Origin of the sequence: Pseudomonas sp. RA_5y_Pfl1_P24 (assembly GCF_963970945.1) — a bacterium.
Lineage (GTDB): Bacteria > Pseudomonadota > Gammaproteobacteria > Pseudomonadales > Pseudomonadaceae > Aquipseudomonas > Aquipseudomonas tritici.
This window is the reverse complement of the sequence record NZ_CAXAOJ010000003.1, coordinates 458,029-467,189: the sequence shown is the minus strand read 5'-3', so window position 1 is coordinate 467,189 and position 9,161 is coordinate 458,029. Positions and strand designations below refer to the sequence as shown.

6 protein-coding genes and 1 rRNA gene are annotated in these 9,161 nt (G+C 58.8%); 4 read left to right on the top strand and 3 right to left on the bottom strand.

Going from position 1 to position 9,161, the window contains the following annotated elements:
- Positions 1-203: 203 nt before the first annotated feature.
- The 4 genes from rrf (at position 204) to AACY30_RS06915 (ending at position 4,113) form a co-directional block, all read left to right on the top strand.
- Positions 204-319, top strand: a 5S ribosomal RNA gene (gene rrf, locus AACY30_RS06930).
- Between the two features lie 228 nt (positions 320-547).
- Entirely contained in the window at positions 548-1,207 is a 660-nt protein-coding gene (locus AACY30_RS06925) for a paraquat-inducible protein A (RefSeq protein WP_339540050.1), read from the top strand.
- The gene (locus AACY30_RS06920; protein ID WP_339472175.1) at positions 1,194-1,817 is read left to right on the top strand and encodes a paraquat-inducible protein A; all 624 of its coding nucleotides are present in this window, start codon (positions 1,194-1,196) and stop codon (positions 1,815-1,817) included. The genes AACY30_RS06925 and AACY30_RS06920 overlap by 14 nt, the downstream gene beginning before the upstream one ends.
- Entirely contained in the window at positions 1,810-4,113 is a 2,304-nt protein-coding gene (locus tag AACY30_RS06915; protein ID WP_339540049.1) for a PqiB family protein, read from the top strand. Before AACY30_RS06920 ends, AACY30_RS06915 begins: the two co-directional genes overlap by 8 nt.
- 90 nt (positions 4,114-4,203) lie before the next feature.
- Here the strand turns inward: AACY30_RS06915 and mksF are convergent, their stop codons facing one another.
- Genes mksF through mksB form a run of 3 tightly spaced genes read right to left on the bottom strand, consistent with a single transcriptional unit; the run spans position 4,204 to position 9,030 of the window.
- A complete protein-coding gene (gene mksF / locus AACY30_RS06910) occupies positions 4,204-7,044 on the bottom strand; it encodes an Mks condensin complex protein MksF (protein WP_339472178.1) in 2,841 nt (946 codons plus the stop codon).
- Positions 7,041-7,748: an Mks condensin complex protein MksE gene (gene mksE / locus AACY30_RS06905; protein ID WP_339419693.1), complete on the bottom strand. Its 708-nt coding sequence runs from the start codon at positions 7,746-7,748 to the stop codon at positions 7,041-7,043. Before mksE ends, mksF begins: the two co-directional genes overlap by 4 nt.
- Entirely contained in the window at positions 7,738-9,030 is a 1,293-nt protein-coding gene (gene mksB, locus AACY30_RS06900) for an Mks condensin complex protein MksB (protein WP_339540048.1), read from the bottom strand. The genes mksE and mksB overlap by 11 nt, the downstream gene beginning before the upstream one ends.
- Between the last annotated feature and the right edge of the window lie 131 nt (positions 9,031-9,161).

Below are 9,161 nucleotides of genomic sequence, written 5' to 3'. Positions count from 1 at the left end.
TGAGGCGTTGAGCTAACCAATACTAATTGCCCGTGAGGCTTGACCATATAACACCCAAGCAATTTGACTTCTCTAACGAGCATCAGATTGCGGTGTGTGAAGACGATAGAACCGAAAGTTCGATCTCGCGAAAACACCGAAAGCTATCACATACCCAATTTGCTGAAGCGAGGCCATGTGGTCACGACTCAGTACCCGAATTTCTTGACGACCATAGAGCATTGGAACCACCTGATCCCATCCCGAACTCAGTAGTGAAACGATGCATCGCCGATGGTAGTGTGGGGTTTCCCCATGTGAGAGTAGGTCATCGTCAAGATTAAATTCCGAAACCCCTGTTTGCTAACGCAAACAGGGGTTTTGTTTTGGGCGGTTGGAAAGAACACAGGGTGCTCGCTTGGGGCTCTCATGACAATGCGCTGGCTTGCAAACAGCCCCGTCTCTGTCGCCCGGCCCACCCTGAGCCCCCAGACAAATATGCACAGTTATTTCTGAACCAGACCACTAGAATAGGCACCTAACCTTTTTTAGAGTCCGAGCCCTACTTATGCCCGAGCAGGTTGATGCCCTTGAGGTATCGGATTTACCACTGGACGACTTGGTGGCATGCCATGAGTGCGACTTGCTGATGCGCAAGCCAGTGCTGGCCGTCGGTGAAAAAGCCCAATGCCCACGGTGCGGTTATGAGCTTTATGCTCATCGCCACAACGTCGTTGAGCGAAGTCTCGCCCTGGTACTGGCCGCGCTGCTGCTGTATATCCCTGCGAACTTTTTGCCCATCATGCAGCTCAATCTACTCGGGCAGTCCTCGGAAGACACCGTATGGAGTGGTGTTCTCGGTCTGTTCGATACCGGTATGCAGGGCGTCGCCGCCGTTGTTTTTCTTTGCAGCATGGCCATTCCGTTGCTCAAATTGCTCTGCCAACTGGCTGTGTTGCTCAGCGTCCGCTGGAATATCGGCCGCAGTTATGGGCTGCTGTTGTACCGCATCTACCATCACATGAAAGATTGGGGAATGTTGGAGGTCTACTTGATGGGCGTGCTGGTGGCGATTGTAAAACTCGCCGACATGGCCTCCATCACGCTCGGCCTTGGTCTGGTCTGCTTTGTCAGCCTATTAATGGTTCAGGTGCTGCTTGAGGTGGTGATGTCGCCCCACCAGATCTGGCAAGCGTTGTCAGGAGAGGACGATCATGCGGGCGATTGATGCGGGCATTCTGATTTGTACCGAATGCCACGAACTGAATAAACAAAGCGCTGACTCCGACGAGCAGCTCTGTACCCGCTGCGGTGCGCTAATTCATGCTCGACGCCCGAACAGCCTGACACGCACCTGGGCGTTGCTGATCACGGCGGCGATACTGTATATCCCCGCCAACCTGCTGCCCATCATGACCGTCAACTCGTTAGGGCAAGGCGAGCCCAGCACTATCATGGCGGGCGTGATTCAGTTGATGCAACACGGCATGTACCCCATCGCGGCGGTCGTGTTCATCGCCAGTATTCTGGTGCCCACATTCAAGTTGGTGGGCATTGGGCTGCTACTGTTCTCAGTGCAGCGCCACCAGCCGCTGTCTGCCCAACAACGCATTGTTATGTACCGCTTTATCGAGTTCATTGGCCGCTGGTCCATGCTGGATATCTTCGTGATCGCCATTCTGGTGGCGGTCGTAAACTTTGGGCGACTTGCCAGTGTCGAGGCCAATCTCGGCGCTGCGGCGTTCGCCAGTGTGGTGATCTTGACGATGTTCGCCGCAGTAACCTTTGATCCCCGACTGATTTGGGATAACACGGAGTCGGACGACGACAATGAGTGATTTGCCTAAAGCTAAAACCCGCCCGGCCTCAAATTGGTCGGCTATCTGGGTGTTGCCTTTGATTGCCCTGATCATCGGTGGCTGGTTGGGATGGCGTGCCTATTCCCAGCAAGGCCTCGAAATTCAGGTGCGCTTTGAGAGCGGTGAAGGGATCCAGGCCAATAAGACAGAAGTGGTCTACAAAGGCATGCCCGTGGGCAAGGTCAAAACCCTGGCCCTTGACGACGAAGGCAGCAATCGCGGGGTGATTGCCACCATCGAGATGAACAAGGACGTCGAGCAATACCTCAAGACCAACACCCGTTTCTGGCTGGTCAAGCCAAGCGTTACTTTGGCGGGTATCACCGGCCTCGAAACCCTGGTCTCGGGTAACTACATTGCTGCCAGCCCTGGCGACGGTGAGCCCACACGCAAATTCAAGGCACTCTCCGAAGAGCCGCCCTTGTCTGACGCCAAGCCCGGCCTGCACCTGACCATCAAGGCCGATCGCCTCGGTTCACTGGACCGTGGCAGCCCTGTGTTCTACAAGCAGATCCAGGTCGGCCAGGTTAAAAGCTACCTGCTCTCCGAGGACCAGAGCACCGTTGAGATCAAGGTCTACATCGAGCCGACCTACGCCAACCTGGTGCGCAAACACACGCGTTTCTGGAACGCCAGCGGCATCAGCATTGACGCCAATCTCTCCGGCGTGAAGGTGCGCAGCGAATCCCTCTCGAGCATTGTCGCTGGCGGTATCGCCTTCGCTACGCCAGAAAATCGCAAGGACAGTCCGCCAACCGACCCGAGCCTGCCGTTCCGCTTGTATGAAGATTTCGACGCCGCCGCAGCCGGTATCAAGGTCAAGGTCAAGCTCTCTGACTTTGAAGGCCTGCAGGCCGGCCGCACGCCTGTGATGTACAAAGGCATCCAGGTTGGCAGTCTGAAGACCTTGAAGATAAACCCTGATCTGTCCAGCGCCAATGCTGAGCTGACACTCGACCCCCTGGCGGAAGACTACCTGGTCCAGGACACCCAGTTCTGGGTGGTCAAACCTTCCATTTCTCTCGCCGGTATCACCGGGCTTGAGGCGTTGGTCAAAGGTAACTACATCGCCATCCGGCCCGGTGACAAAGGCACCCCGCCGCAGCGTGAATATGAGGCCCGTGCCAAGGCACCGCCGCTGGACCTTCGTTCCCCCGGCCTGCACATGGTGCTGCTCACCGATACCCTGGGCTCGCTGGATGTCGGCAGTCCGATCCTTTACAAGCAGGTCAAGGTCGGTTCGGTTCAGAGCTATCAATTTTCGCGCAAGAAAAAACAACTCGTGATCGGCGTTCATATCGAGAAGGAATACGAAAACCTGGTTAACGGTTCGACGCGATTCTGGAATGCCAGCGGTGTCACCCTCACGGGTGGCCTTACGGGAGGCATTCAGGTGAAAAGTGAATCCTTGGCCAGCTTGATGGCCGGCGGTATCGCTTTCGACACGCCGCAGCCGAACGTGCCGTTGAAAAAGCGCATCCCGCGTTTCCGCCTGTTCGCCGATCGCGAGGCCGCCAACCAGCACGGCACATTGGTGACCATCAAAGTTGACCGCGCCGACGGCATGCGGCCTGGCACACCGGTGCGTTTCAAGGGCCTGGATGTGGGTAAGATTGAAAGCATTGACCTCAGCGCCGACATGCAGTCGGTGTTGCTCAGCGCGCGTATCACTCAGGTAGCGGACCGCATCGCACGGGTTGGCAGTCAGTTCTGGGTGGTCAAGCCTGAGTTGGGCCTGATGAAAACCTCTAACCTGGAAACCCTGGTCACGGGGCAATACATCGAAGTGCAACCGGCAGCCAGAAATGGCGGGCCACAAAAGAGCTTCGTCGCCCTGGAACAGCCGCCTGAGGCTGCTCATAAGGAAGCGGGCCTGAGCCTGACACTCAGCGCCGCCCGCCGTGGTTCACTGAAGGAAGGCGTGCCGGTCACCTATCGCGAAGTCACCGTGGGCAAAGTCACCGGCTATGAGCTGGGCCAGACCGCCGACCGTGTCCTCATCCATATCCTGATTGAGCCCAAGTACGCCGCCCTCGTGCGCAGCGGCAGTCGTTTCTGGAACACCAGCGGCTTCGGCTTCGACTTCGGTCTGTTCAAAGGTGCCACCGTACGTACTGAGTCGCTGGAGACCTTGATCGCTGGCGGTATCGCCTTTGCCACGCCAGACGGCGAACGCATGGGCAACGCGGCGCGGCCACAGCAAACCTTCGCGCTGTTCGACAAGTTTGAAGATGAGTGGCTGACCTGGGCGCCCAAAATTCCACTCGGCAAGTAACCGAGGCCCTTCCATTCGACACAAAAAAACCAGCCATAAAAAAGGCCGCGATCCATAAGATCGCGGCCTTTTGCGTTTCAGCTATTCAAGTCAGACCTCGTCCAACTCCGGCTCATCCGCCTGCACGTTCAACGTCGCCTTCACCACATCGTGACGACGGATGTACTTCCAATCCGCCTCATCGATATAGATCCCGTTCGGCCCGCTACCGCCTTCCAGGTCGATCGCCACCTGGGCGGATACCTGCGGCTTCACACTGGCCAAAATAGGCACGAAGCCCAGCTGCAAGCTCGTCTCCAGCAATGCGGCCTGGTTCTTTTCATCGATGTCCGCTGCCTCGTCGAGGTAGTACGGCAAGCGCACACGCCCTGCCTGGTCGCGGTCCATCAAGTGCAGCAACAGGTACATGTTGGTCAGTGCCTTGATGGTCATGGTGGTGCCGTTGGACGCCGCACCATCGATATCGGTATGAATCACCGGCTGACCGTTTACCTTGGTGATCTCGAACGCCAGCTCGAACAAATCCTTGAGGCCCAACTGGTTATGGTTGGCAGCCACTAGGCGCGCGAGGTACTCCTTGGCTTCTTCGTTCTTGTTGTCCTGCTCGGCGCTCTGGCTCAAGTCGAACACCGACAGCGTCTCGCCTTCTTCATACTGACCGGCACTGTGGATGATCTGGTCGATATGCTTGAGCGCTTCCTTGTTCGGCGCCAGCACGATGCGGAAGCTTTGCAGGTTGGACACCTGGCGCTTGTTGATCTCGCGGTTGAACAACGCCAACTGGTGCTCAAGGCTGTCGTAGTCGCTGCGGATATTGCGCAGGGTCCGGGCGATATCGGTGACGGCTGCACGGCGCGCCTTGCCCAGGGTCAGGGCTTCATCGGTACGGTGTGCATAAGCGTTGATCAGCAGTTGCAGGCGACGCTCAACGTCGTCCTCGCTGTCGAACTTGGCCACGCCCTTGAGGCGCACCTGCGCATACAGCGCTTCGATCTGGCCATCGGCGCGCAACAAACCTTGCCAGCTGTCCTGATAGTCATTGAGCAGCGGCAGCAGGTTGTCCATTGAATCGTCGACTGGGTCCATGAAGGGCGTGCCGAACGGCAAGTCTGCCGGCAGCAACTGACGACGGCGCAAGGCGTCATCCAGCGTGCGCTGCTTGGCTTCCATGTCGCCGATCTGACGGCCGACCAATTGCAGCTTGGCCGACAACTGCTGGACGCGCTCGGTAAACGCATCACTGGAACGCTTCAACTCATCCTGCGCCGCTTCCATCTGCGCGAGGTTTTCCAGTTTCTCGCCTTCTTCTGCGCTCAGGGTCTGCGCGCGACGGAAGTCTTCCAGCGCTTTCTGCGCATCAAGTACCTGCTGGTACAGCGCTTCAGTCTGGGTTTTGCTCGCCGCGCGGTCAGACGCCACAGCCTGCTGGGTTTTCAGCTGCTTGAGTTCTTTTTCCAGACGCTCTTTCTGGTCGCGCAACGCCGCGCGATCCGCCAAGGCCTGCAATGCCGGCGGTTCAATGTGAGAGATGTCGATGGACAGCCCTGGCACTTCAAAACGCTCGCCTTTGAAACCATCGAGGATCTGCTCCAGGGATTTAACCCACAGGCCTTCCTCGTCCAGCGTAATGCCATGTGCGCCCAACGGCAGGCTGAACAACGAACTGTTGAACAGACGCATCAGACGCTCGACATCTGGCTGTGAGAATTCTTCGCGCAGCTTGGCGTAGCTGTTGTTGTCCGCGTGATCCAACTGCTGCTTGACCGACTTCAAGCGTTTCTCCAAGTCGCGCAGACGCTCGTCCAGGTCCTCGGCGCTGAACTGTCGGGATTGCGCCAAGGCACCCGCCAACTCATCGTGAGCATCCTTGGCCGCCAGCAGTTGCTGCTCCAGCACCTTGACGTCATCGACCAACGCAAAGCGATGCTTGAGCACCGACAGCTCTCCCAGCCAACGCTGAATACCGCTGATCTCACGCTCCAGTCGCATCAACTCCTGGGTGCCACCGCGCTGGTCGTTCTGCAGGGCATCCTGCTCGTTACGGTAATGCTCGGCCTGGATCGTCAGCTCTTCCTTGCGTGCACTGGCGTAGTCGGACCAAGTGCCCAGCAACGAATCCAGCAATGGCGACAGGCGATGCAACTTGCCGCGCAATACGTCACGCAACCGTACGCCATTGGCGAGTGCTTCAACCAATGGCCCGGCAGCAACCAGCGCGTTGTAGTCCTGTTCCATGCGTCGCACGTCACGGAAGGCTTCTTCGCACGCAGCGATGTAATCAACACTGCCGGAACGCAGGCTGTGTTCGAAGGCATCCAGGAACAATTGCTTGAGCTTGGCTGCGGTGATTTCGCGCATGTGCAGCAGGTTGATAAACAGCGCGCGGAATGTCTTGAGGCTCTGTTCGCTGGTAGAGCGCAGCGGAATCAGCGTCAGGTCCAGCGGGATCGACGTATGGCCACCCACCAACAAACGACGCAGCTCATCCGGCTTCAGCTCATAGGCTTTGAGGCCTTCGCGTTCAAGGTTGGTGAACAGCTCTTTCTGACGCAGGCAGGTGTCATTCTTCTGGTAGTGGGCCAGGTCCAGCTTGCCGGCATAGGCAAAGAACTGGTGCCCGAAACCACCGCCCGGGCCGCGCCCGACCACGCCGATTACATGCGGGCCGTGGGGCAGGGAGACTTCCACGAGGATGTAGCTGGTGTCGGTAGCGAAGTAGAAGCGCCGCGATTGTTCCAGGGTGTACTTGCCGAAACTCATGTCCGACATGCGTGCCAGGATCGGGAACTGCAAGGCGTTGATCGACGCGGATTTACCCAGGTTGTTTGCGCCGTAAACCGACAGCGGTTCTTCCAGCGGGAACACACCCAGGCTGTAACCGGCGGTGTTCAATAGGGCGAAGCGGCGGATGCCGTAGCGTTCCTTGCTCATGCGTCGGTCTCCTGTTCTTCGGCAATGGCGCGGGCCAGGGCGTCTTCTTCGCTTTCGTCGCAAAAGTCACTCAGGTCCAGCGGGTCATCGGTCTTCAGCAGTTTTTCATCGCTGTCTTCGTCGATGATCACCGGTGCCGGCAGTGGCAACACGCTGTGCACGCTGGCAGCGAGGTCGCGGTCCTGCTGCACCGACAGGCACACATCCAGGAAACGGTGCATCGGCGGCAGGAAGCGGTAAATGCCGTTGTCTTCGCTGGCAAAACCCAGCTGGGTCATGCGGCGCATGATTTTTTCTTCGAGCTCTTCCTGGGTCTGCACTTCGGCCTGGATAAACAGGTCGCGGTACTTCTCCAGCAACGACGGCAGCTCATCGCGGCCCAGGCTGCCGCCATCCAGTACGGCAATCGGGTCGCGGCCCTGATCGGCCAGGTGCTCGACGATGATGAAGGTGAACAACGCCAGGCGCTGCGCGGTCTTGTTTACCTGCGCGGCAGCCACGGCGGTGTCCGGCACGAAGTAGTAGAAGCCCCGCGTATCGCACACTAGTTCAAAGCCCAGGGCCTTGAACAGCGTGCGGTACTGGTCCTGGAAGTTCGACAGTTGTGCGTACAGCTCCGGGTCGCGACGGCTGACGTGGTAACCCTTGAACAGCTCGCGAAAGATCGGCGCCAACTGGGACAGTTCGGATAGATCAAGTTGCATGCGAAGTCCTTACATAAGCGGTACTCGCAGGATGCTCGGCGGCGTCGGTGCCGCCCGGGAGCAGGGCGAATGAGCGCAGGCTGACCTGGTGCTCGTGTGTGTGGTAATCGCGGCGTTCCAGGCGCTCGCGCTTGAAACGTTTCTCACGCGAGAGGCGCGAGAACCAGTACAGCAACTCGTCGGTCGCGCCGTCCGGTTCCTGCTCCAGCAGCCAGTTCATCAAGTCTGGCATCGGCAGCGCGTCTTCGCAGCGCTCGAGCATTTCCTTGACCGTACGCGGTGCGCGCTGGGCTTCGCCCTTGTGGGATTTGTGCGCCTTGGGAAACCGCGCCGGTTTCGGCTCGAAATTCGCCAGGGCATACACATAAGCTTCCACTTGGCTGGCACTGCCGAGGAAGGTGCTTTGCGGCCGGGTGAACATCGGCATCGCTGCTTGCGGTACCGCGTCTAGGCCTTTGCGGCGGATCGCCGACAGGGCCAGCGCCGCGCCACGGGTCACGGCATTGTGCCGGCGTGCTTCTTCTCGCAGTGGCAGCAGCAGTTCGCGGGCATGGCGCAAGGTCAGTTGGGCGCTGGTCTGCATTTCGAGGATGCGCGCGTGGGTGCGCAGCAGCATGTCGTCGTCTACCAGGTGGCCGAGGCGCTGTTGCTCGGTGAGCATGCGCAGCAGCACATTCTCGACCTTGCGCACGCCTTGTTCAAAGGCGCCGTCGGCATTCACCAGTTGGATCATCGGTTCGACGTATTCGTCCCAGGTCGCCAATACTTCGGCGTAACGCTGGCGCAACGGGATCTGCCGGTCGCTGGTCTTGGCGCGGTCGGCCACGGCAGCAAGGGCCTGTTCGTCGTTGGCGAGTTTTTTCAGCACGTCGCGCACGCGCATATCCAGCAGGCGCAGTTGGCGGGCGAGGTCGTGGCCATCACGGATGTCGAAGGCGTCCTGGATATACCCGGCCAGGCGCTCGAGGTGGCGCAGGTAGGCTTCAATTTCCAGGCACAGGCCAAGCCGGTGCTCCTTGCGAAGATACGCCAGGAAGTCGTGGATCTGCGCGTTGAGCTCGAAGCGGTTCGGGCTCTTGGCGACAGGCACCAGGATATCCAGGCGAATCCACACGTCCAGCAGGCTGGTGATGTCCTGGGGCGTACTGTCCAGTTGTTGGGCGGCCAGTTGCGCGCGCAGTTCGCTCAGGCTCAAGGTGCCTTGGTCGAAGTGTTCGCACAGTGGCTCAAGTAAGGCCCAGTGTTCGGCGAGGGCGCGCAGGACGCGCTTGGGTTCGATCATGGGAATGGCCGGCTGGTTGGCGATTAAAAGTCGCGATTGTACTGCATCGGACGCGGGATTTATCCACAGCCGGTCAGTGTGCAGTGGGCGATTGTTACCGAACAGCGGTAGAATCCCCGCTCTTTAGTTAT